Source organism: Saccharibacillus alkalitolerans, from assembly GCF_011090185.1.
Classification (GTDB): domain Bacteria; phylum Bacillota; class Bacilli; order Paenibacillales; family Paenibacillaceae; genus Saccharibacillus; species Saccharibacillus alkalitolerans.
The window spans coordinates 147162-166577 of sequence record NZ_JAAFGS010000003.1 but is presented as its reverse complement, the minus strand read 5'-3'; the positions used below and the strand labels follow the sequence as shown (position 1 = coordinate 166577).

The window sequence follows — 19416 nt, the reverse complement described above, 5'->3', positions numbered from 1 at the left end:
TCATCAATCCATCAACGGAAGGAGCAGCGATATGAACGAATTGCAAGGCATAAAGCCGGAGCCGGTCTCCGAATACCGTGCTGTGCTCGGAGAAGGACCCAATTGGCTCGAGGACGTGCAGACGCTGATGTGGCTCGATATCGAAGGAAAACAGCTGCGCTTTTACAACCCGGAAGACGGAAGCGAAGAAGTGCATGAGCTTCCGGAAAGAGCGGGGGCGGCTGTCGGTCACGCGGACGGCAGAATCGTGCTGGCTTCGGAAAACGGCTTTGCTTTCTACGATCCGGACAGCCGCGACCATCAAGCGATCCACGACCCGGAAAATCGCTCGGACAACCGTTTTAACGACGGGAAGTGCGACGCGGCGGGACGGTTCTGGGCCGGCACGATGAGCCTGGAAGGCAAGGAGAAGCAGGGCAGCTTCTACCGGATGGACGGGGATCTGTCCGTGCGGCATATTTTCGGCGAAGTGTCCACGTCCAACGGTCTGGGCTGGAGTCCGGACGGCACGGTCATGTACTACATCGACACGGGCGCGGGTAAAGTGCAGGCATTCGAGTTCGACGCGGAAACGGGAGAACTCGGCGCCGATCGCATGGTGGTATCTTTCGAAAACGAGGAAGGTTTCCCGGACGGCATGACCGTGGACTCGGACGGCAATCTGTGGATCGCGCATTACGGCGGAGGCCGCGTCAGCAAATGGGATCCCGTGGCGGGCCTGAAGCTCGGAGAAATCATGCTGCCGGTCGATAACGTGACCTGCTGCGTATTCGGCGGAGCCGATTACGGCGATCTGTACATTACGACCGCGCAGGACGGGCTGTCCGACGAACAAAAAGCGGAGCAGCCGCTTGCGGGAGCGCTGTTCTGCTGCCGTCCGGGCCCGAAAGGACAGCCCGCGCATCTGTTCCGGCAGACGGCGGCCGAGTAGAAATCCGGGGGAACGTCCCTGCCGAATCGGGGAGGCGCTTTCTTTACGAGCGATACGGGCAAAGACCGCAGGCGAAGCCCCGAGGGGTAACGGGCGGTCTTTTCTTTTGGCCTTCTCGGTTCCTCGCGCGCCTGCGCCGCCCGGGCATCGGAACGGCGCGGCGGCGAAGAGGAGCGTCGTTTTCCTCGCCGCCGGGTTGTGTTACGATAGGACAAGCCGATATGAAGGCACAGCGGAGAGAACGGGAGGACGAACAGGCGTGAGAGTGGTAGCAGGGGAAGCGAAGGGAAGACCCCTTAAAGCGGTGCCGGGCAGCGGAACGCGCCCGACGACCGATAAAGTGAAAGAAGCGATATTCAGCATGATCGGTCCCTTTTTCGAAGGGGGAACGGCGCTCGATCTGTTCGCCGGAACGGGCGGGCTCGCGATCGAGGCGCTGAGCCGGGGCATGGAACGGGCGGTCTTCGTCGATGCCGATGCCAAAAGCATCGAGGTGGTGAAGTCCAACTTGAAAGCGACGGGATTCGAAGGGAAAGCGGAAGTGTACCGTAACGATGCGCAGAGGGCGCTCAAAGCGCTCGCCAAGCGGGAAACGAAGCTGGATTTGGTCTTCCTGGATCCGCCCTACCGAATGAAAAACGGGGCGGAACTGATGCTTAAAATGGAGGAAGCCGGTCTGCTGGAAGCGGGAGCCGTCGTCGTTCTGGAGTACGAATCGTCTTACGAATATCCGGAAAGCTTCGGCGCGTTCGCTCTGCGCCGCAAAGCGGTATACGGCGAGACCGCCGTATCCATTTACGATTGGACGCCGAAGGATCGCGAAGAAAGCCAGCCCGCAGAGGAGGACTTGGAGCCCTGATGGAAAAAGGAAGCAAGATCGAACGCATCGCCGTGTATCCCGGCAGTTTCGACCCAGTGACGCTTGGGCATATGGATATTATCCAGCGCGCCGCGAAGCAGTACGACCGGCTGATCGTGGCCGTGCTCAACAACTTGAGCAAAAAGCCGCTGTTCAGCGTCGAAGAACGGGCGCAGCTGCTGCGCCAGGCGACCGCGGACATGCCGAACGTGGAAGTGGACGTGTTCCGCGATCTGCTCGTCAACTACGTGGATCAGAAGAAAGCGCAGGTCGTCGTGCGGGGCGTGCGTTCCGTGACCGATTTCGAATACGAGCTTCAAATCGCCACGACCAACCGCAAACTGAACGAAAACGTGGAGACCATCTTCATGATGACCAACCCGCTTTATTCGTATCTCAGTTCCAGCGTGGTCAAGGAGATCGCCCAATTCGACGGAGACGTGAGCGAGCTGGTGACGCCGGAAGTCCAAGCGGCGCTGAAGGCCAAGCTGCACGGCAAATGAACGGCCGCCCGGCGGGAGAAAGCTCCCGCCGGGCGGCAGCACGAGAGTATAAAGCAAGAGGAGATGAACGACCATTATGCTGCGCTCCAGACTGCCGCGGATTCGGACTCTGGCTTATTTGCTCTGTCTCGCCCTATTGGTCTACGTCATGATCTACATGCCGACCTCGTATACGATCGAGCGCCCGGGCAGTGCGGACGAAGTGAAACCGATGGTCAGCGTGGCGGGAGCGGACCCGGAAGAAAAAGGTTCGTTCATGATGACGACCGTGTCGGTCACGTACGCCAATCTGGCGCTGCTGGGGGTGTCCCTGTTCGACGATAACGCCGAAATCGGGGAACGCAACAAGGATCAGGACGACGACGAGTACCGGATCACGCAGCAGTACTACATGAATTCGTCCCAGTCTTCGGCAATCGCCGCCGCTTACCGGGAAGCCGGGGTGAAATTCGACGTCGAAACGGAGTACGTGTTTATCACGACGGTTCCCGACCGCGATCCGCAGCAAAAAGAGTTCGTGGCCGGCGATAAGATCGTCGCTCTGGACGGCAAACGGGTGTCCACGCTGGAGGAACTGCGGGGGCTGCTGGAAAGCCGTTCCGCCGGCGACGAAGTCGACGTGTCGCTCGAGCGGGGAGGCCGTCAGCTCGAGGAGCGGGTGCGGCTGGTCGAGATCCCGAACGGCGACGGTACGACCCGTCCCGGTTTCGGCGTTTCGACGGGCGAAGTGCTGCGTATCGATCCCGAAGATCCGAAGGACGAAGTGCTTTTCACGCAGACGCAGGTCGGCGGGCCGTCCGCGGGCTTGATGTTCACGCTCGAGATTTATAACCAGCTGACGCCGGGCGATCTGACGCGCGGCTACCGCATCGCGGGAACGGGAACGATCAAATCCGACGGCACGGTCGGCGAAATCGGCGGCGTGCAGCACAAGATCGTGGCCGCCGAGCGAAAAGGAGCGGATCTTTTCTTCGTGCCGGAAGCGAACTACGAGTCCGCGAATGGAAAACTCGAAGAAACGGACGGAACGATGAAGCTCGTTCCCGTCAAGACGCTGCAGGACGCGCTGGACTATATCGGCCGTCTGCCGGCGAAGGGCTGAACACGCCCTGCGAAAGAAAAAAAGCCGGTCGCGGAATCAAAATTCCGTAACCGGCGGAGCGTAATAATCGGCGTACATCTCCCGGATGCCGGGAGAAGGGAAAGCCGAAGCGTGAACGGCGGCAGCCCGGATATCGAGCCCGAGCTGCGGATGATCGAAATCCGCGGCCCGGACGACGACGGGAAGCTTCGCCGTTTTTTTCATGGTCTTAAGCAGCTGCCGGCCTTTCGGCGAGAAGCCGAGCACGCGGATATACCGCGGTCCGCGGGCGAGGCTGTCGCGGCCGAACAGGGGGCCGCGGTGGTTCAGCAGCGCGTGCGCCAGCAGCCGCTGCAGCCGGGTGCGCGTATAGCGCTTGGTCTTGATCGCGGACAGCAGCGCCTCCGTGCCCGGCACGGGCAGGCGCGGCAGCGCGGCCGCGATGCGGTGCTCCAGGCCCTCGTCCATGCCGGGGACGAGGGCGAGTTCTTCCGGCGATCGCGTAATGAGCGCCGTCAGCAGAGGCTGCGCCAGCGCCTCCCAGCCGTCCGCCAGCATGCGGCCGGCCAGCGCCTCGCGCCGAAGCACGGCCAGCGAGGAGGGAGGCAGGTACGGGGCGGCCTCGCCGGGGCCGCCTTCGCCGCGCGCGAGCGCCGCGCGCACCGCCGTCGCGCTGGCGATGCTTCCGCCCGCGGGCAGGCCGGCATCGTGGTAGCCGGCCTGTTCGCGCCGCACGGCGAGCGGCGTTATGCCGCTGGCGAGCCGGCGCAGCGCCAGCACGTAATGCAATCCGAGCATGTCGTTCGGATTGCCCAGCAGGGCGGCGGCCGCGGCGGAATCGCCGCCGCCCTGCCCGGAGGCCGCCTTCGCGTAGGCGGCCGGGAAGCTCAGGCCCTCGGCCAGGGCCTGCTTCAGCGCTTCGCGCATGGCCGGCGATTCGCCGCCCTGCATGCGCGAAGCCAGCTCCTCCAGCGGCGCGATCTCGCCGCTCTCGCTGCCGAAGCAGAGGCTGCTTACGACGCCCGTGGCGTCCAGCAGCGACGCGCCGCCGAAAGCGAACCATTCGGCGGGCTGCAGCGCGTACAGGACCGGAAGCTCCAGGACGAGATCGACGCCGGCGGCCAGCGCCATTTCGGCGCGGGCGCGCTTGGAGAGGAGAGCCGGTTCGCCGCGCTGGGTGAACGGACCGCTCATGACGGCCACCGAGGCGTCGGCGCCGGAAACCCGGAGCGAACGTTCCAGGTGAAGCAGATGTCCGTTGTGGAACGGATTGTATTCGACGATCAGGCCGACCGTTTTCATAAAAAGAAAGCAGCTCCTCTCTTAACAGGCCAGAAAAAATATGGTAGAATAAAGATTCGTCCGGTATTGCCGAACCAGCCGTTTTTCGGTGCGAACGGCAATGCCGCGGGGAATGCAAACGGATCAACGGATCAACGGACGCTTCTCCTAGCTTACACGCGCGGAGGCTCCGGCGAAAGAGCAAAAGCGCTGCTCAAGCCGCGCCGCGCGCCGAAAAGGGCGTAAATGAAAAATACTTGACTGACGGTTGACAAAACGGAAGTGAAGTCGATATAATAACTTTGTTTGTTTGGAGTGATGAATATGCGTCTGCATCTGCGCAGAACGATTCAAAACGGCGAACCGGTTCGTTTGAACGGCAGCGTGCCGGTCGAACGATCGATCGAAGGTCGTACGGACGTGATCTCTGCGTCTCCTTTCCAGGCCGACCTGACGGCTTATCCGTCGCTGGACGGCATGGTGGAAGTGCGCGGAACGCTTTCGGGACATTTGGATATGGTTTGCTCGCGCTGTTTGGAGCCCGCCCATATCGAGCTCAGCATTCCGTTCGACGAACGGTTCAAGGAGCGCGAAGAAGGCGAAGAAGACCTTGAAGACGACGAGGACATGATTCTTTCGAACGAAGATGAAGTGGAACTCTCGCCGTATCTGGAAGAGTACGTGACGCTGGGCGTACCTAGCGCTCCGCTCTGCAAGGACGACTGCAAAGGGCTTTGCCAGACTTGCGGAACCAATCTGAACGAAACGGCCTGCGGCTGCGACAATACGGTAATCGACCCCCGGCTTGCCGGGCTCAAAGATTTCTTCAATTGATTGTCGATGCCCGTCGTGCTTTGACTTCGGCATCGGCAGGAACGCACGGAGTTTCAGGCTAAACGTCCGGCCTTCGGGCCGGTTGACTTGAATAAGGAGGTGTTAAACATGGCAGTACCTCAACGGAGAACGTCCAAGACGCGCCGCGACAAGCGCCGCACGCATTTCAAGCTGGCGGTGCCGGGCATGGTGAAGTGCGAACAATGCGGAGAGCTCAAACTGGCTCACCACGTATGCAAAGTTTGCGGAACTTACAAATCCAGAGAAGTTATCTCCCAGTAATGGGCGATAAAGGAATGAGTGCGCGTTTTTGATGGAGAAGTTTCCGAGCTTCAGGGAGACCGCTCAATCGATTGGCGGCAGTTATTCCGGCGGATTCGCTAACATTCTCGAACCCGAACCGGCTGGCCGGTTCGCGAAAAGCCTCGCCTTCGGGCGAGGTTTTTTTTGCGTTCGCGCGCTCCCGTGACGCCGGGCGAGCGCGAAGCGGCCTCGGGAAGAGGCGGACGTTCGGCCTTATTCTTCTCAAAGCGAGCCCGTTCGAAGCGCTTCGGCGGCGGGCCCCTTTCTTTTTCGGGAAGAATGCTTTATACTAGCGGTTAGTACCAGGTTCTAAAAGACTTCGCGACGGACCTACATAACAAGCGCACCCGATTGCGCGGCCTTCGCAAAGGCTTCGATTCAAAGGGGAAGCGGCCCGGAAGCGGGCGCGAAAACGGATCAAGCATTACCCAGGCGGTTCAGGAAAGGCCGGCGTTCTCGGAACGCCGGGATAAGGAGGAGACCGGCATCGAACGTTTACCGAAACGTCAGCGCCAGCAGAGGCTCGTCGAACTGATCGACGAGAATCCGTTCGTAACCGACCGGGAACTGACCCGCCGCCTTAAAGTCAGCATTCAGACCATTCGTCTCGATCGGATGGAGCTCGGCATTCCCGAGCTCCGCGAGCGGATGAAGCTGATGGCGGAACGTTCTTACGATCAGGTGCGGTCGCTGGCCGCGGAAGAAGTCATCGGCGACATTATCGACCTTCAGCTCGACCGGAGCGGCATTTCGATCTTCGAAATCCGTGAGGAGCATGTATTCAGCCGCACGCAGATCGCGCGCGGACACCATATTTTCGCTCAGGCCAATTCGCTTGCCGTTGCGGTAATCAACGACGAGATCGCGCTGACCGCATCGGCGGATCTGCGCTTCGTCCGCCCGATTCATCTTGGCGAGAAATGCATCGCCAAAGCTTATGTTCGGAGCAGTCCGGGCAGGGCGGCCAGGGCGAAAGTCGAAGTGCTCTCTTATGTGGGCGAAGAAATGGTATTTCAAGGGAATTTCGTCATTTACCGGTCCGACGACAAGAACCGGCAGGACGGTTAAAAGGCACATTTTCCGGCAACGTTCTTTTGAAGAATAGAGCATCGGCGAACGCGGCTTTTTAAGCAGAACACCTACGGGGAGGATACGGAAATGATTATTGCAATAGACGCCATGGGCGGCGACCACGCCCCGGACAGCACGGCGGCGGGCGCGCTCGCGGCCGCGTCCGAATGGAGCGACGTCACGATCAAGCTGGTCGGCGACGAAAACAGGCTGAACCCGCTGATCGGCGAAGGACGGCCCAATCTCGAGATCGTCCACGCGGGCGAGGTCATTTCGGGCGAAGACGAACCGGTCCGGGCCGTTCGGCGGAAAAAAGACGCCTCGATGGTGGTGGCCGGACGGATGGTCAAAGAAGGCGAAGCCCATGCGATGATCTCGGCCGGCAACACGGGCGCGCTGATGACGGCGGGACTGCTTGTCGTCGGCCGCATGACCGGCGTGGAGCGCCCGGCGCTTGCCCCGATGATTCCGACGCTCGACGAGAGCGGACAGGGGACGCTCGCGCTCGATCTGGGCGCCAATATGGATGCCAAGCCGGAGCATCTGGCGCAGTACGCCCTGATGGGCAGCCTGTACCGGGAGAAGGTGCACGGCATTCAGCGGCCGCGCGTCGGCCTGCTGAACGTGGGCACCGAGCCGGGCAAAGGCAACGAACTGACGAAGGCGGCGTTTCCGCTGCTGTCGGAGCTGCCGATCCACTTCGTCGGCAACGTCGAAGCTCGCGACATTCTGGACGGCGTTTGCGACGTGCTCGTCTGCGACGGATTCGCGGGCAATATTTTGTTGAAGTCGCTCGAGGGCACTGCAGGCGCGGTATTCAAGCTGCTTAAGCAGGAGCTGACGTCGTCGTTCAAAGCGAAGATCGGAGCGGCGCTCGTCATGCCGCAGCTGCGGGGATTGAAATCGAAAATGGATTATAAGGAACACGGCGGGGCGCCGCTGCTCGGACTGAACGGACTCGTGATCAAGGCGCACGGCTCGTCCGACGCGGAAGCGATCAAAAACGCCGTCCGACAAGCTCGAACGGCACTGGAACATCGCCTCGTCGAGAGCATTTCGGAAAGCATGGAACAAGTGAACCAGCAAATCAGCGGGAAGTGAGTGACATAGAGATGAAGAATTTACGGCCGGTCGGCGTGATCGGAACGGGCAAATACGTACCGGAGCGGATCCTGGACAATGCGGAGCTCGAAAAAATGGTGGACACGAACGACGAATGGATCGTCAGCCGGACGGGGATCCGCGAGCGGCATATCGCGGCTCCGGAGCAGGCGACTTCCGATCTGGCGTACGAAGCGTCGATCAAAGCGCTCGAATCCGCGGGAATTGCCGCCGAAGAGATCGATCTGATTATCGTGGCGACGATTACGCCGGATACGTCTTTCCCTTCCACGGCCTGCATCCTGCAGGAGAAGCTCGGCGCCAAAAAGGCGGCGGCTTTCGACCTCAGCGCGGCATGCTCTGGCTTCGTATACAGCCTGGCCGCTGCCACGGGCTTTATCCAGAACGGCATGTATAACAACGCGCTTGTTATCGGCGCGGATACGCTGTCCCGCATTACGGACTATACCGACCGCAACACCTGCGTGCTGTTCGGCGACGGAGCCGGAGCGGTCGTTCTCGGCGAAGTGGCAGAAGGTCGGGGCTTCCAATCGTTCGACCTGGGTGCCGAAGGCGCCGGCGGCGATCTGCTGAAGCTTCCTGCCGGCGGTTCCCGCCTGCCGTCTTCGAACGCGACGCTGGAGGCGAAGCAGCATTTCATTTCCATGAACGGACGGGACGTATTCAAGTTCGCGGTGCGCGTCATGGGTACGGCAACCGAGGAAGTGCTGCGCAAAGCGGAGATGACCAAGGACGATATCGACCTGTTTATCCCGCATCAGGCGAACATCCGCATTATTCAGTCCGCCATGCAGCGGCTTGACCTGTCGGAAGACCGCGTCATGATCAATGTGGACAAATATGCCAACACGTCGGCGGCCTCGATTCCGCTGGCGTTGGTCGAAGCGGCCGAACAGGGACGGATCAAAGAAGGCGACCGCGTAGTGATGGTCGGCTTCGGAGGCGGTCTCACCTGGGGCGGAGCGGCGCTGATCTGGTAAGGGAGGAGCATTCACGATGGGTAAAATAGCATTCGTATTTCCCGGACAGGGCGCGCAGAGCGTGGGCATGGCCCGCGACGTCTACGACGTGCTGCCGGAAGCCAAAGCGCTGTTCGAGCGTGCCGACAAGACGCTGGGATTCGGACTGACGGAGCTGGTCTTCGAAGGTCCGGCCGAAGATTTGAAACAAACCGCCAACACGCAGCCTGCGCTGCTGACGGCAAGCCTCGCGCTGCTTGAAGCGGTCAAGGCGAAGGGGATCCAAGCCGACTACGCGGCCGGACACAGCTTGGGCGAATACAGCGCGCTTGCGGCGGCGGGCGTCCTGTCGTTTGAAGACGCGGTATCGACCGTGCGAGCGCGCGGACAGTTCATGGAAGCCGCCGTTCCGGGCGGCCGCGGCGCCATGGCGGCTGTACTGGGCGCGGATCGCGATAAACTGACGGATCTGTGCGCCGAGATTTCGGCGGCAGGCACGGTCGTAGAACCTGCGAACCTCAACTGCCCGGGACAGATTGTCGTATCCGGTTCGGCGGAAGGCGTGGAGGCGCTGAGCGCCCGCGTCAAAGAAATCGGCGCCAAGCGCGCGATTCCGCTTGAAGTCAGCGGGCCGTTCCATTCTTCGCTCATGAAAGAAGCGGCGGAGCGGCTCGGCGGCAAACTGGCGGCGGTGACCTTTGACGAGGGAACCGTTCCGGTCGTCGCCAACGTCAGCGCCCGTCCGGCAGCAGGCGCGGATGCCGTGCGCGAGTCTCTCGTCAGCCAGGTGTACTCCCCGGTACTGTGGGAAGACAGCGTGCAGTGGCTGATCGGCGAAGGCGTCGACACGTTCGTCGAAATCGGGCCGGGCAGCGTGCTGGCGGGACTGATCAAAAAAATCGACAAATCCGTTCGGGTATTCAGCGTGAACAGCCTGGAAAGCGCGGACGCGCTGGCCGAAGCGTTGGCGTAACCGAGCGATGCGGGAGGTTAATATGGAACGGTCAATCAAGGGACAAAACGCTCTCGTGACGGGCGCCTCGCGCGGTATCGGCCGGGCGATCGCGCTCGAGCTGGGACGCCGCGGCGCCAACGTCGCGGTCAACTACGCGGGCAACGAATCCGCGGCGCTCGAAGTCGTGCGCGAGCTGGAAGCGCTGGGCGTCAAAGCGGCCGCCTTCAAGGCGAACGTGGGCAAAGGCGCGGAAGCGGAAGAGATGGTCAAAGCGGTAACCATCGAATTCGGCAGCCTCGATATCCTGATCAACAACGCGGGCATCACCCGCGACAATCTGGTCATGCGGATGAAGGAAGAAGAATTCGACGACGTGATCGAGACGAATCTCAAAGGCGTATTCAACTGCATCAAAGCCGTCACGCGGCCGATGATGAAGCAGCGTTCCGGAAAAATCGTCAACATTTCGTCCGTCGTGGGAGCGATCGGCAATGCCGGACAGGTCAATTACACGGCGGCCAAGGCGGGCGTGATCGGCATGACCAAGTCGTGCGCGCGCGAGTTCAGCAGCCGAGGCATCACCGTGAACTGCGTCGCTCCTGGCTTTATCGACACGGACATGACGGACGTGCTGTCCGAGGAGATCAAGACGGGACTGCTCGCGGGGATTCCGCTGAACCGTCTCGGCCGTCCGGAGGAAGTCGCGACGGCCGTCGCTTTTCTGGTTTCGCCCGACGCTTCGTACATGACGGGACAAGTCCTGCATGTCGACGGCGGCATGTATATGTAATCCATCGCCGGACGGGGCTGCAAACGCTTGTTTGCAAAGCCGTTCCGCAAACAGTGGCATTTTGGCGGAGCTTCTCGTATAATACCATTTGAAGAGGAGGTGAATCGGATGTCTGATGTACAAGAGCGCGTGACGCGCATCGTTGTGGACCGTTTGGGTGCCGACGAAGCGGAAGTTACGCCGACGGCTTCTTTCAAGGAAGATCTCGGAGCGGACTCGCTCGACGTGGTCGAATTGGTAATGGAGCTCGAAGACGAGTTCGACATGGAGATCTCTGACGAAGACGCAGAGAAAATCACGACCGTAGGTGACGTTGTAAGTTACATACAATCGCACACCTAAGGGCGTTTAAGAGTCCCGCTCCGCGCTTTTTTCACAGAGCCGGCTCGGGACTTCTCCTTCATTATGGAATAAAATAAGACGCCCCGGAATCGGGGATTCGTAAACGATAGAGGTGACCCATATGGAACAGCAGCACAGAGTAGTCGTTACCGGTATGGGAGTCGTGACTTCCCTCGGCAAGGACGTGGAAACGTTTTGGAACAGTTTGCTCGCGGGCAAATCGGGCATCTCGAAAATCGAGAGCTTCGACGTCAGCGAGTATCCGACGCAGATTGCCGCGGAGATTCACGACTTCAATCCGGAAGATTACGTAGAGCGCAAGGAAGCGCGCAAGATGGACCGCTATGTGCAGTTCGCTTATGCGGCCTCCACGCAGGCGCTGCAGGACAGCGGCCTGAAAATCGGCGACAACGTCGAAGCGGAACGGATCGGCGTCATCGTCGGTTCGGGCATCGGCGGCCTCGGCACATGGGAAGACCAGTTCACCACGCTGATGCAAAAGGGACCTAAGCGGGTCAGCCCGTTCTTCATCCCGATGATGATCGCGAACATGGGCTCCGGCGACGTATCGATCAAGCTGGGCGCCAAAGGCCCGAACACGTCGGTCGTGACGGCCTGCGCGACGGGCACGCATTCGATCGGAGATTCGTTCAAGCTGATCGCGCGCGGCGATGCCGACGCCATGATCTGCGGCGGCGCGGAAGCGACGATCCGTCCGACCGGACTTGCGGGCTTCTGCGCGATGCGCGCGATGTCCACGCGCAACGACGATCCGACTAAAGCGAGCCGTCCGTTCGACAAGGACCGCGACGGATTCGTGATGGGCGAAGGCGCGGGCGTATTCGTGCTTGAATCGCTGGAGCATGCGCTGGCGCGGGGCGCGCACATCTATGCCGAAGTGGCAGGCTACGGCCTGAGCGCGGACGCGCACCACATGACCGATCCGGATCCGGACGGCGCGGCGCGCTGCATGAGCATGGCGCTGAAGAGCGCCGGTTTGGAGCCGGAAGAACTCGACTACATCAACGCGCACGGCACCTCGACGCCGGCGGGCGACAAGTCGGAAACGACGGCCGTCAAAAAGGCGCTCGGCGATCACGCCTACAAAGTCGCCGTCAGCTCGACCAAATCCATGACGGGACACCTGCTCGGCGCCGCCGGCGGCGTGGAAGCGGTCATCTGCGCCCTGTCGCTGGAACACCAGATGCTGGCGCCGACGATCAACATCGAAAATCAGGACGAAGCATGCGATCTCGACTACGTGCCGAACCAGGCGCGCAAAGCGGATCTGAATGTGGTGATGTCCAACTCGTTCGGGTTCGGAGGCCATAACGCTTCCGTCATTCTCAAAAAATTCGAAGCGTAAGGAGCCGGGACGTTGAGCGGAGATCTGAAACAACTGCAGCACAAACTAGGAATCCAGTTTGCGGACAAGCCTCTGCTTAAACAGGCTTTCACGCATGCGTCGTATGTCAACGAACACCGGTTCAGTCAACATCATGACAATGAGCGGCTCGAGTTTTTGGGCGACGCGGTACTAGAGCTGACGGTGTCGGAATTTCTCTACAATCGTTTCCCAGGACGTCCCGAAGGGGAGCTGACCAAGCTGCGTGCGGCGATCGTCTGCGAGCCTTCGCTCGTCAAGTTCGCGGAAGCGCTCAATTTCGGCGCTTACGTGCTGCTGGGCAAAGGCGAAGAGCTGACGGGCGGCCGCAGCCGTCCCGCGCTGCTCGCGGACGTGTTCGAATCGTTCGTGGGCGCGCTTTATCTCGATCAGGGACTGGAGGCGGTACGGGGATTCCTGGACCGCTACGTGTTCCCGCAGGTAGCCTGGGACGGCAAACTGCAGATGAGCGACTTCAAGACCGAGCTTCAGGAACTGACCCAGCATCATAATCTCGGCGTGCTCGAGTACCGGATCGTGGAAGAACGGGGCCCGGCGCACGAGCGGGAATTCGTGTCCGAAGTGTACATGGGCGAACGCAGCCTGGGTCGCGGAATGGGGCGTTCCAAGAAGGAAGCCGAGCAGCAGGCCGCGGCTGCGGCGCTGGAGACGCTGAAGCTGTAGCATGCGGCGCACGCGCCGTTTCGGTATACAAGTAAAGAGCAAAGAGCGGCCGCAAGCGATATGTCGGGATACTCCGAACCAGCCCGGGCCGCTTTTTGCTCTTTTCATTGTAGAAGGGACCGGCGATCGACGCCTGGCGGGAGAGTCATTAGCAGGATCAACATCAAAGGGGAGGTGAGCGACGGTCATGTATCTGAAACGGATCGAACTCGCCGGATTCAAATCGTTCGCCGACAAAACGGAAATGGAATTCGTCCGCGGCATTACCGCGGTCGTCGGGCCGAACGGAAGCGGGAAAAGCAATATTTCCGACGGCATCCGCTGGGTCCTGGGGGAACAAAGCGCCAAAAGCCTGCGCGGCGGAAAGATGGAAGACATCATCTTCGCCGGCAGCGACGCGCGCAAAGCGGTGAACTACGGGGAAGTATCGCTGACGCTCGACAACACGGATCATGCGCTGGAGCTTGATTTTGCCGAAGTGACGGTTACAAGACGCGTTCATCGCAGCGGAGACAGCGAATATCTGATCAACCGTCAACCGTGCCGGCTCAAGGATATCACGGAGCTGTTCATGGACACCGGGATCGGCAAGGAAGCTTACTCGATTATCGGTCAGGGCCGGATCGAGGAGATCCTGAGCACGCGCTCGGAGGACCGCCGCGGCATTTTCGAAGAAGCGTCCGGCATCGTCAAATATAAGTCGCGCAAAAAGGAAGCGAACCGCAAGCTGGCCGATACGGAACAAAATCTGCTTCGCATCCATGACCTGGTTACGGAGCTGGAAGACCAGATCGGGCCGCTCAAGGCGCAGGCCGAGAAGGCGCGCCGGTACAAGGAACTGAAGGAAGAACTCAAGGACAAGGAAATTGCCCTGTTCGTATACCAGATCGGCGAAATTCACGAAGCGTGGACGGCCGCGTCGGAAAAACTGGCGGAGTTCGAGCGTCATCGGGAGCGGCTGGCCGCCGTCGTGGAGCAGCATGACCGGACGCTGGACAGCGACCGCCAGGCGCTTCGCGCGGTGGAGGCCGAGATCGAAGAGCTTCAGGGACGCCTCCTTCGCTACAGCGAGCTGTCCGAGAAATCGGAAGGCTACGCGCAGCTGCTGGAGGAACGGCGCCGCAATCTCGAACAGTCGCGCGAGCAGCTGAAGAAGGCGATCGAGAACGAAGGCGAACTTTTCGATCAGCGCAAGCAGGAAAGCCTGTTCGTGCAGAACAAGCTTGATGCCGCACGGTTGGAATTGGAGCACCTGCAGACCGAGCTGTCCGCCGAGCAGGCCAAGCTGACCGGCGTGACGGAAGGGATCAGCCACGAGCAGGAGGAAAAGCTGAAGGGCGAACTGCTCGAACTGATGAACAAAATGGCGCAGACCCGCAACGAGATCCGCTACGCCGACCAGCAGAAGGAAGGCGTCCTGCGACGGATGAACCGCGTGGACGAGGAGTCCGGACGCTGGGAAGCGGAGAAAAAGCGGCTGGAGCAGGAATTGGCGGAACGAAAAACCGCGCTGGAGCAGGCGACCGCCGATATCGCGTCGCTGCGCCGCTCGTATATCGAAGAGAGCGAAAAGCTGCATACGCTGCAAAAGGCGGCGGCCGACAGTTCGTCTTCCGCCCGCAAATGGGAGCAGAAACGCGAAGCGCTCGTCTCCCGCCGCGATACGATGCAGGAGATGCAGGAAGACTTCGAAGGCTTCATGGTCGGCGTCAAGGAAGTGCTCAAAGCTTCGCGAGGCCGGCAGCTCGAAGGCGTGCACGGGGCGGTCGCGGAATTGATCCGCGTGCCGCAAAAAGTCGAGACCGCCATCGAGACGGCGCTCGGCGCTTCGCTGCAGCACGTCGTGATGGAAAACGAAGCCGTATCGCGCAAAGCGATCGGCTATCTGAAGCAGCGCCAACTGGGCCGCGCGACGTTCCTGCCGCTGGACGTTATCCGTCCGAGGCATATGAGCGAAAGCGACAAGCGGGCCGCCGGCGGGGCGCAGGGCTTTGTCGGAATCGGAGCGGAATTGGTCGAAACCGACGAACGGTATGCGGGCATCGTGGGCAGCCTGCTCGGCGGCCTCGTCGTCGCCGAGACGCTGGAAGACGCCAACGTCATCGCCTCGCGGTTGAACTACCGCTACCGGGTCGTGACGCTGGAGGGCGACGTGGTCAACGCCGGCGGTTCCATGACCGGCGGCAGCCAGAACCGGCGCGGAGGCAGTCTGCTCGGGCGCAAGAGAGCGCTGGAACAGCTGGAGCGCGAGATCAAGGAGAGCGAGCGCGAGATCGCGCGCCTGACGCGCGAAGAGCGCGAAAACGGCGAATTGGCCCAAACCAGCGAACAGCGGTTGGCGGCGCTGCGCGAGCAGGGCGATAATCTGCGGGCGGAGCAGCAGCGGCTGGACGGCGAGCTTAAGCAGACGGAGCACGGGCTGCGCCACGTCAACGAGCAGTTCGCGCTGCACGGCGAAGAGCGTTCGGGGTATAACGAGGAATTGGAAAGCGCCGGGGAAAGCCGCAAAAAAGCGGAAGAACGGCTCAAAGAGCTGGAAGCCGAGGAAGCGGCGACCCGCCAGTCGATCGCCGCGGCGGAGTTCGCGCGCAAGGCGAGCGAGTCGGCCAAGGAAGAGCTGCAGGACAAGCTGACGGAACTGCGCGTCCGCGAAAGCCGGCTCGTCCAGGAGACGGCTTCGCTCGAAGAGCGGCTGGGCCGTCTGGGCGAAGAGACCGGAACGGTCTCCAGCCAGCTGGCCGATCGGCGCAAAATGCTGCGTGCCGCGGAAGCGGAACTGGCGGCGAACCGCCGGGACGCCGAGGAACACGTTCGCGAACTGCAGGAAGCCAAAGAGCTGAAAAGCGGCACGCAGGAACGGCTCGAAGAAAAGCGGCAGGAGCGCGCGCAGCGCCAGCGCAAGCTGGAAGAGCGCGAGCACGAGACGCACAAGCAGCGCAGCGAACTCAAGACGGTCGAAGAAAGTATCCGGCATACGGAAATCCAGGCGACCCGTCTCGACGTGGAGCTGGAAAACACGCTGCAAAAATTGACCGAAGAATACGGCATCGGCTACGAACTCGCCAAGCAGCGCTACGAGCTGCCCGAAGATCCGGAGTCGGCGCGTCTCGACGTCCGGGAGATCAAGCGCAAAATCACGCTGCTCGGCGAGGTGAACCTCGGCGCGATCGAGGAATACGAGCGCGTCAGCGAGCGCTATACGTTCCTGGACGAGCAGAAAAACGATTTGATGGAAGCGAAAGCGCAGCTGTATCTGGTTATCCGCGAGATGGACGACGAAATGTCCAAGCGCTTCAAGTCGACGTTCGACGCGATCCGGCGGCAGTTCGGGACGGTGTTCTCGAAGCTGTTCGGCGGCGGACGGGCCGATCTGGTTCTGCTCGATCCGGACAACATGCTGGAGACGGGCATCGACATCGTCGCCCAGCCTCCAGGCAAAAAGCTGCAAAATCTGCAGCTGCTGTCGGGCGGCGAGAGAGCGCTGACGGCCATGGCGCTGCTGTTCGCCATCCTCCACGTCAAGCCGGTTCCGTTCTGCGTGCTGGACGAGGTGGAAGCGGCGCTCGACGAAGCGAACGTCATCCGCTTTGCCCAGTATCTGAGAGAGTTTGCGGAACAGACGCAGTTTATCGTCGTGACTCACCGCAAAGGCACGATGGAAGAAGCCGACGTGCTGTACGGGGTAACGATGGAGGAGGGCGGCGTTTCGAAGCTCGTATCGGTACGCCTGGAAGACGAAGAAGTCGGCATTGCCTGATCCTGTTTGCGGCATAGCGACCATAGACGACTTACGACTGGAGGAAGAAAAAGGATGAGCTTTTTTCGCAAGCTGAGAGACAGCATCGCGGGCAAGACGGAGGAAGTGACCAAACAGTTCAAAGACGGACTCGAAAAAACGCGCAAAGGATTCGTGGAGCGCGTCTCGAACCTGATGGTACGCCGACGCAAGATCGACGAAGAATTCTACGAAGAACTGGAAGAAATTCTGATCGGAGCCGACGTCGGCGTCAACACGGTCATGGAACTGATCGACGATTTGCGCGCGGAAGTCAAAAAGCGCCGCCTGAACGATGCGAGCGAACTGCGCCCGGTGCTGTCCGAGAAGTTGGTCGAGCTGCTGCGCGGCGAAGAAGACAATTCGATCAAGATGAATCCGGACGGCACGACGGTTATCCTGTTCGTCGGCGTCAACGGCGTAGGCAAAACGACGACCATCGGCAAACTGGCGCACAAGTTCAAAAGCGAAGGCAAAAAGGTGCTGCTCGCCGCGGGCGACACGTTCCGTGCCGGCGCGATCGAACAGCTTGAAGTCTGGGGCACGCGTACGGGCGTCGAAGTGATCAAGCAGAGTCCGGGTTCCGACCCCGCGGCCGTCATGTACGACGCCGTGCAGGCCGCGAAGCAGCGCCGCGCGGACGTGCTCATCTGCGACACGGCCGGCCGTCTTCAGAACAAGAGCAACCTGATGGACGAATTGAACAAGATTTTCCGCGTCATCCAGCGCGAGATTCCGGGAGCGCCGCACGAAGTGCTGATGGTGCTCGACGCGACGACGGGACAGAACGCGCTCAGCCAGGCCAAGCTGTTCGGCGAAAAAAGCGGCGTGACCGGCCTCGTGCTGACCAAGCTCGACGGCACGGCCAAAGGCGGCATCGTGGTGGCGATCCGGCAGGAGCTGAATATTCCGGTCAAGCTGGTCGGTCTGGGCGAGAAAATGGAAGATCTGCAGGAATTCGATTCCGAGCAGTTCGTGCATGCCCTGTTTGCCGGATTGATCGAGGAAGAACTGGTGGACGAGAACGGCGAGGTTCAGCAGCCCGAATAAACGAGCAAGGCCCTTCCGCGCGCCGACCGCCGGAAGGGCCTTTTTGCGAGTCGAAAACGAACGGTCCGGCGCCTCTGCGCGCCGCGGCACGAGACTGCCCGAAGACAAAGTGGCAATGCGGCGCCGTAAGGGTTATAATCGGGATATCAGGTTTTTTGAAAACGGACAGATTTTGCAGAAAACGAATTTTGGAAGCAAAGGGAGGAATGCCCGTATGGCCAATACGCATACGTATTCCCGCAAGGAAGAAGTCGCCAACGCGGTGACGCACGGCATAGGCGCGGCTTTGAGCGTCGCGGCGCTCGTGCTGCTGATCGTGTTCGCAAGCACCAAAGGAACCGCCTGGCACGTAGCCAGTTTTACCGTATACGGCATTACGATGCTGCTGCTGTACATGAGCTCGACGCTGGTGCACAGTTTTCCCGAGGGCAGAGTGAAGGATTTCTTCGAATTCATGGATCATTCCTCCATTTACTTGTTTATCGCGGGGACCTATACGCCGTTTATGCTGACCGCCGTGCGCGGGCCGCTCGGCTGGACGCTGTTCGGACTCGTCTGGGGCATCGCGATCGGCGGCGTGATTTTCAAAGCTTTTTTCGTCAAAAAGTTTCTGTTCATGTCGACGCTGTTCTATCTGCTCATGGGTTGGCTGATCGTTCTGGCCTGGGGGGCCCTGACGGTGGCCATTCCGGCCGCGGGGATCCATCTGCTCGTCGCGGGCGGCCTGATGTACACGGTGGGCACCGTCTTCTACGTGTGGCGCGGCTTCCCGTATCATCATGCGATCTGGCATCTGTTCGTACTGGGAGGAAGCATCCTTCATTTCTTTTGTATTTTGATGTACCTGCTTCCTTAAATCCAAAAAGCGATTTCCGATAAACCGAAAAAGAAGCCGGACGTTTTGACCGGCTTCTTTTTCGCTTCCGCGACCGTGAGCGATTCGATCGAATTAAGGAAAAAGGCTCCGCGGAAGAGCGTCGGATCATGCGGCGAAACAAATTTCATCAAACCTCGAAGATGTTAAGCGCAAACGCTTGACATCTTCTTTTGTTTTCGGTATGATAGGGAACGTTGATTGATGTGTAAAGTGTTTTTCCTTGACGAGAGGAGCGTTCCGGATGACTCAGGAAACCCGTCTGGAAAAGACGAACCGGATCAACCTGCTGTTCGCTTTTTACGAGCGCCTGCTCACCGAGAAGCAGCAGACTTTCCTGAAGTATTATTTTCACGACGACTTCTCGCTCGGCGAGATCGCCGCGGAATTCGAAATCAGCCGCCAGGCGGTGTACGAACATATCAAGCGTGCCGAACAGACGCTGGAGAATTACGAAGCGAAGCTTGAACTGCTGCGGAGGCACGAGAGCCGCATGCACGAAATTCGCGAACTTGAAGCGCTGTCGCACAACGACAAACTGCCGGAAGAGACGCGCAGGGAGCTCGGTGCGATCGCCGGCAAGCTGCAGGCGCTGGAATAACGGCAAGCCTGCGACTT

At 60.4% G+C, this 19416-nt stretch carries 19 protein-coding genes; 18 read left to right on the top strand and 1 reads right to left on the bottom strand.

Features of this window, described 5'->3' with window-relative positions:
* Nucleotides 1-31: 31 nt before the first annotated feature.
* The 4 genes from GYN08_RS09515 to GYN08_RS09500 all read left to right on the top strand — a co-directional run bounded on the left by GYN08_RS09515 (nucleotide 32) and on the right by GYN08_RS09500 (nucleotide 3395).
* Complete coding sequence (locus GYN08_RS09515; protein WP_166273980.1) at nucleotides 32-931, top strand: SMP-30/gluconolactonase/LRE family protein; 900 nt, start codon at nucleotides 32-34, stop codon at nucleotides 929-931.
* 259 nt (nucleotides 932-1190) lie between these two features.
* Nucleotides 1191-1790, top strand: coding sequence for a 16S rRNA (guanine(966)-N(2))-methyltransferase RsmD (rsmD, locus tag GYN08_RS09510; protein ID WP_166273979.1), 600 nt, complete (start codon nucleotides 1191-1193; stop codon nucleotides 1788-1790).
* Entirely contained in the window at nucleotides 1790-2293 is a 504-nt protein-coding gene (gene coaD / locus GYN08_RS09505) for a pantetheine-phosphate adenylyltransferase (protein ID WP_166273978.1), read from the top strand. The genes rsmD and coaD overlap by 1 nt, the downstream gene beginning before the upstream one ends.
* Before the next feature lie 76 nt (nucleotides 2294-2369).
* Nucleotides 2370-3395, top strand: a complete 1026-nt coding sequence (locus GYN08_RS09500) for a SepM family pheromone-processing serine protease (protein ID WP_166273977.1) — start codon at nucleotides 2370-2372, stop codon at nucleotides 3393-3395.
* 36 nt (nucleotides 3396-3431) lie between these two features.
* On the opposite strand, the gene GYN08_RS09495 is transcribed toward GYN08_RS09500, so the two are convergent.
* Nucleotides 3432-4676, bottom strand: a complete 1245-nt coding sequence (locus GYN08_RS09495) for a tRNA(Met) cytidine acetate ligase (protein WP_166273976.1) — start codon at nucleotides 4674-4676, stop codon at nucleotides 3432-3434.
* Between the two features lie 303 nt (nucleotides 4677-4979).
* On the opposite strand from GYN08_RS09495, the gene GYN08_RS09490 reads away from it, so the two are divergent.
* The 14 genes from GYN08_RS09490 (at nucleotide 4980) to ylxM (ending at nucleotide 19399) form a co-directional block, all read left to right on the top strand.
* Entirely contained in the window at nucleotides 4980-5489 is a 510-nt protein-coding gene (locus GYN08_RS09490; protein WP_166273975.1) for a YceD family protein, read from the top strand.
* Nucleotides 5490-5597: 108 nt separating this feature from the next.
* Complete coding sequence (rpmF, locus tag GYN08_RS09485) at nucleotides 5598-5771, top strand: 50S ribosomal protein L32 (RefSeq protein ID WP_018975076.1); 174 nt, start codon at nucleotides 5598-5600, stop codon at nucleotides 5769-5771.
* Nucleotides 5772-6278: 507 nt separating this feature from the next.
* A complete protein-coding gene (gene fapR / locus GYN08_RS09480; protein WP_166274427.1) occupies nucleotides 6279-6860 on the top strand; it encodes a transcription factor FapR in 582 nt (193 codons plus the stop codon).
* A 90-nt stretch (nucleotides 6861-6950) separates the two neighbouring features.
* On the top strand, nucleotides 6951-7964 hold the full coding sequence (gene plsX / locus GYN08_RS09475; protein WP_166273974.1) for a phosphate acyltransferase PlsX: 1014 nt from the start codon (nucleotides 6951-6953) through the stop codon (nucleotides 7962-7964).
* 11 nt (nucleotides 7965-7975) lie between these two features.
* Nucleotides 7976-8965: a beta-ketoacyl-ACP synthase III gene (locus GYN08_RS09470; RefSeq protein WP_166273973.1), complete on the top strand. Its 990-nt coding sequence runs from the start codon at nucleotides 7976-7978 to the stop codon at nucleotides 8963-8965.
* Between the two features lie 16 nt (nucleotides 8966-8981).
* Nucleotides 8982-9917, top strand: a complete 936-nt coding sequence (gene fabD / locus GYN08_RS09465; protein WP_166273972.1) for an ACP S-malonyltransferase — start codon at nucleotides 8982-8984, stop codon at nucleotides 9915-9917.
* Nucleotides 9918-9939: 22 nt separating this feature from the next.
* Nucleotides 9940-10689 carry a 3-oxoacyl-[acyl-carrier-protein] reductase gene (fabG, locus tag GYN08_RS09460; RefSeq protein WP_166273971.1) on the top strand — a complete coding sequence of 250 codons (750 nt, stop codon included), beginning with the start codon at nucleotides 9940-9942 and terminating at the stop codon, nucleotides 10687-10689.
* Between the two features lie 108 nt (nucleotides 10690-10797).
* The gene (acpP, locus tag GYN08_RS09455; protein WP_018975070.1) at nucleotides 10798-11031 is read left to right on the top strand and encodes an acyl carrier protein; all 234 of its coding nucleotides are present in this window, start codon (nucleotides 10798-10800) and stop codon (nucleotides 11029-11031) included.
* Between the two features lie 121 nt (nucleotides 11032-11152).
* Nucleotides 11153-12397: a beta-ketoacyl-ACP synthase II gene (fabF, locus tag GYN08_RS09450; protein WP_166273970.1), complete on the top strand. Its 1245-nt coding sequence runs from the start codon at nucleotides 11153-11155 to the stop codon at nucleotides 12395-12397.
* A gap of 12 nt (nucleotides 12398-12409) precedes the next feature.
* Nucleotides 12410-13099: a ribonuclease III gene (gene rnc, locus GYN08_RS09445; protein ID WP_166273969.1), complete on the top strand. Its 690-nt coding sequence runs from the start codon at nucleotides 12410-12412 to the stop codon at nucleotides 13097-13099.
* Nucleotides 13100-13286: 187 nt separating this feature from the next.
* Nucleotides 13287-16856, top strand: coding sequence for a chromosome segregation protein SMC (gene smc / locus GYN08_RS09440; protein WP_166273968.1), 3570 nt, complete (start codon nucleotides 13287-13289; stop codon nucleotides 16854-16856).
* Between the two features lie 54 nt (nucleotides 16857-16910).
* Entirely contained in the window at nucleotides 16911-17924 is a 1014-nt protein-coding gene (ftsY, locus tag GYN08_RS09435; RefSeq protein ID WP_166273967.1) for a signal recognition particle-docking protein FtsY, read from the top strand.
* A 214-nt stretch (nucleotides 17925-18138) separates the two neighbouring features.
* Nucleotides 18139-18780 (top strand): PAQR family membrane homeostasis protein TrhA, encoded by a 642-nt coding sequence (gene trhA, locus GYN08_RS09430; protein ID WP_166273966.1) that lies wholly within the window; start codon nucleotides 18139-18141, stop codon nucleotides 18778-18780.
* A gap of 262 nt (nucleotides 18781-19042) precedes the next feature.
* Complete coding sequence (gene ylxM / locus GYN08_RS09425) at nucleotides 19043-19399, top strand: YlxM family DNA-binding protein (RefSeq protein ID WP_166273965.1); 357 nt, start codon at nucleotides 19043-19045, stop codon at nucleotides 19397-19399.
* The last annotated feature ends 17 nt before the right edge of the window (nucleotides 19400-19416 follow it).

What these genes read in the sequence shown, in the direction of transcription:
- GYN08_RS09515 (WP_166273980.1), top strand. Translation starts at nt 32, where the DNA reads ATGAACGAATTGCAAGGCATAAAGCCGGAGCCGGTCTCCGAATACCGT.
- coaD (WP_166273978.1), top strand. Translation starts at nt 1,790, where the DNA reads ATGGAAAAAGGAAGCAAGATCGAACGCATCGCCGTGTATCCCGGCAGT.
- GYN08_RS09500 (WP_166273977.1), top strand. Translation starts at nt 2,370, where the DNA reads ATGCTGCGCTCCAGACTGCCGCGGATTCGGACTCTGGCTTATTTGCTC.
- GYN08_RS09495 (WP_166273976.1), bottom strand. Translation starts at nt 4,676, where the DNA reads ATGAAAACGGTCGGCCTGATCGTCGAATACAATCCGTTCCACAACGGA.
- GYN08_RS09490 (WP_166273975.1), top strand. Translation starts at nt 4,980, where the DNA reads ATGCGTCTGCATCTGCGCAGAACGATTCAAAACGGCGAACCGGTTCGT.
- rpmF (WP_018975076.1), top strand. Translation starts at nt 5,598, where the DNA reads ATGGCAGTACCTCAACGGAGAACGTCCAAGACGCGCCGCGACAAGCGC.
- plsX (WP_166273974.1), top strand. Translation starts at nt 6,951, where the DNA reads ATGATTATTGCAATAGACGCCATGGGCGGCGACCACGCCCCGGACAGC.
- GYN08_RS09470 (WP_166273973.1), top strand. Translation starts at nt 7,976, where the DNA reads ATGAAGAATTTACGGCCGGTCGGCGTGATCGGAACGGGCAAATACGTA.
- fabD (WP_166273972.1), top strand. Translation starts at nt 8,982, where the DNA reads ATGGGTAAAATAGCATTCGTATTTCCCGGACAGGGCGCGCAGAGCGTG.
- fabG (WP_166273971.1), top strand. Translation starts at nt 9,940, where the DNA reads ATGGAACGGTCAATCAAGGGACAAAACGCTCTCGTGACGGGCGCCTCG.
- acpP (WP_018975070.1), top strand. Translation starts at nt 10,798, where the DNA reads ATGTCTGATGTACAAGAGCGCGTGACGCGCATCGTTGTGGACCGTTTG.
- fabF (WP_166273970.1), top strand. Translation starts at nt 11,153, where the DNA reads ATGGAACAGCAGCACAGAGTAGTCGTTACCGGTATGGGAGTCGTGACT.
- smc (WP_166273968.1), top strand. Translation starts at nt 13,287, where the DNA reads ATGTATCTGAAACGGATCGAACTCGCCGGATTCAAATCGTTCGCCGAC.
- ftsY (WP_166273967.1), top strand. Translation starts at nt 16,911, where the DNA reads ATGAGCTTTTTTCGCAAGCTGAGAGACAGCATCGCGGGCAAGACGGAG.
- trhA (WP_166273966.1), top strand. Translation starts at nt 18,139, where the DNA reads ATGGCCAATACGCATACGTATTCCCGCAAGGAAGAAGTCGCCAACGCG.
- ylxM (WP_166273965.1), top strand. Translation starts at nt 19,043, where the DNA reads ATGACTCAGGAAACCCGTCTGGAAAAGACGAACCGGATCAACCTGCTG.